At 68.4% G+C, this 2317-nt stretch carries 1 protein-coding gene; it reads left to right on the top strand.

What is annotated here, in order from left to right:
• Window positions 1-2317 (top strand): autotransporter domain-containing protein (locus AB4Y84_RS19650; RefSeq protein ID WP_442250722.1); only part of this gene is annotated, 2317 nt, incomplete at both ends.

Genomic DNA, 2317 nt, shown 5'->3' with positions numbered 1-2317 from the left:
GGGTCCACCAGGACCTGATCAACTACGGCGTGAAGGTGATGAACAATTCCTGGGGCGGCCTGTACTGGACCGACCTCGGCACCACCGCGCAGGTCGCGGGCGAATATCGCCCCTTCATCATCAATCACGGTGGCCTGGTGGTTTTCGCTGCAGGCAACGAAGGGCGCGACCAGCCTAGCAGCGTGGCCGCGCTGCCCAGCCAGCGTGGCTTCGGCGGATCGCTGCCGGCAGCGGATCTGGAAAAAGGCTGGCTGGTAGCTACTGCGATCGATCCGAACAAGCCCGGTGAACGTGCGCCGTGGGCCAATGCCTGTGGCGACGCCGCGCGCTATTGCCTGACCGCTCCCGGCAGCGCGGTGTTTCCGGAGCCGGGTACCGGCAAGTACCTGTGGAACTACGGTACGTCCTTCGCCGCGCCACTGATCTCCGGTGCTGCGGCGCTGGTCTGGCAGCGCTATCCCTACTTCGACAACGACCTGGTGCGGCAGACCCTGCTCGGCACCGCCACCGACATCGGTGCGCCGGGCGTCGATCCCATCTACGGCTACGGCATGCTCAACGTCGGCAAGGCGGTGAACGGGCCCGGCCGCTTCGACTGGGGCGATGTCACGGTCAATGTCGACGCGGCCTCTTCGGGCTCGATCTGGAGCAACGACATCGCCGGCACTGGCGGCCTGATCAAGCGCGGCGATGGCCGGCTGGAGCTGAGCGGCAACAACAGTTACAGCGGTGCGACCCGCATTGAGCGCGGCACCCTGGCCCTGCGCAGTGGCGCCGTGATCCGTTCCAACGTGAGCGTCTCCGGTTCCGGCGGGGCCTCGATGGCCGGCCTGCAGTTCATGCCCGGTACGCCGCGGGTGATCGGCAACGTCGACAACGGCGCCAGCGTGGTGCTGGTCAACGCCAACACCACCGCGACCATCGAAGGCAATTACAGCCAGCGGCCGGATGCGCAGCTGATCGTCGCACTGGGTGTCAACGCGCTGCAGGTGACCGGCACCGCACGCCTGGCCGGTGGCGTCGTGGTCGATGGCATCGTGTCCGGCTACGTGCCGCAGGTCGGCAGCCGCCAGGGCCTGGTCCATGCCAACGGCGGTATCAACGGCACGTTCACCACGCCGGTGGCCAACACCGGCGCCAACGGCCTGACCCTGCTGCAGGCGCAGTACGGCTATGGCAGCAACGACGCGTGGATGGACCTGACCCAGGTCAACGTTTCGGCAGCCGCATCGGGCCTGGGTGCCAATGCACAGGCATCGGCACTGCGGGTGCAGTCGGCATTCACCGCGCTGGACCGCAATGTGGATCTGCAGGGCTCGGCGTTCGGCGTGGCCGCAGGCGCGCTGCAGCGTACGTCTGGCGGAACCGATGGCCTGTCGGCGAGCCTGGAGAGCCTGTCCGGACAAGCGCATGCGCGCGCTGAAGCGTCGACCTTCGACAGCGTGGACATGTCGCGCCGCGCGGTTGCCGAGCGCTTCGACCGCGTGCAGGCTGCGCCGAAGCTGCGTGGCGCCTGGCAGAGCGCGCTGGGCGAAGCCGGGCAGGGCAGCTTTGCCGGCAACGCCGCCGACAGCCAGGGCTGGATGGCCGGCCAGGACCTGGCACTGGGCAGCAACGGCCTGCTGGGCATGGCCTTTGGCGAAACCCGCAGCAACGGCGGCAGCAACTTCAGTGGCGATCGTGGGCGTGACCGCCAGACGCAGGCGCAGTTGTATGCCGGCTGGAACCTTGGGCGTGGCTATGCGCTGGCCCAGTTCGGCACCGGCCAGTTCACCCGTGAGCTGGACCGACAGTTGCTGCTGGGCGCCGCTGCCTACGGTGTGTCCGCGCGCTACGGCGGGCGTTTCAGCAGTGCCAGCGTCGAAGGCGGCTACCGTTTCGGGCGCATCGGTGCGTCGTTGACCCCGTACCTGGGGGCCAGCAGCACCCGCCTGGATACCGATGGCTTCAGTGAGCAGGGCGGCTTCGGTTTCGGCCTTCGCGGTGAGGCATCACGTGCACAGCGCAGCCAGATGCTGGCGGGCCTGCGGGGTGAACGGCAGTGGGGGCGCTGGATGCTGCGCGGCCATGCCGAATGGCAGCAACGGCTGGACGGCGGTGAGCAGGCCTGGCAGGCAAGTTTCGTCGGCGTTGATGCCTGGGCGCCGTTGGCCGGTGTTGACGCACCGCGTGGCAGTGCCTTGTTCGGCCTGGCGCTGGAATCGTGGTGGGGCCGCAATGGCCGCCTGAGCCTGGGTATCGACCAGCGCGTGGGTGGCGATGATGCACGTCAGGCGGCGCTGCGCTACAGCACCGGCTTCTGRTCATGGCGCCGGGC

Source organism: Stenotrophomonas sp. 2YAF22 (assembly GCF_052114665.1).
Lineage (GTDB): Bacteria > Pseudomonadota > Gammaproteobacteria > Xanthomonadales > Xanthomonadaceae > Stenotrophomonas > Stenotrophomonas indicatrix.
Note: the sequence above shows the minus strand (reverse complement) of the source record. Positions and strands in the feature narration are given on the sequence as shown.